The 215-nt window shown below is 64.2% G+C and carries 1 protein-coding gene; it reads left to right on the top strand.

What is annotated here, in order from left to right:
• On the top strand, nucleotides 1-215 hold a 215-nt coding region (locus EXE42_RS20410; protein WP_241988426.1), incomplete at both ends, for an ABC transporter substrate-binding protein.

Raw genomic sequence — 215 nt, 5'->3', positions numbered from 1 at the left:
GACCGCGGGCAGATCGACTACGAGACGATGCTGGAGGTCGATCCCGACGCGCTGTTCGTTCGCGGCCACGAGACCAAGACCCGCGCCGAGTTCGAGGACACCGTCTTGGCGTTCATGAAGGAACACAGCGTCGCAAGCGAACTGACGGCCGTCGAGAGCGGCGCGGTGTACCGCGGCGGCCCGATATATCAGGGACCGATCCAGAACCTGTTCCT

It is taken from the genome of Halorubrum sp. SP3, assembly GCF_005435195.1.
GTDB lineage: Archaea > Halobacteriota > Halobacteria > Halobacteriales > Haloferacaceae > Halorubrum > Halorubrum sodomense.
The sequence above is the reverse complement of the archived record's forward strand: the minus strand, read 5'-3'. Positions and strand labels throughout refer to the sequence as shown.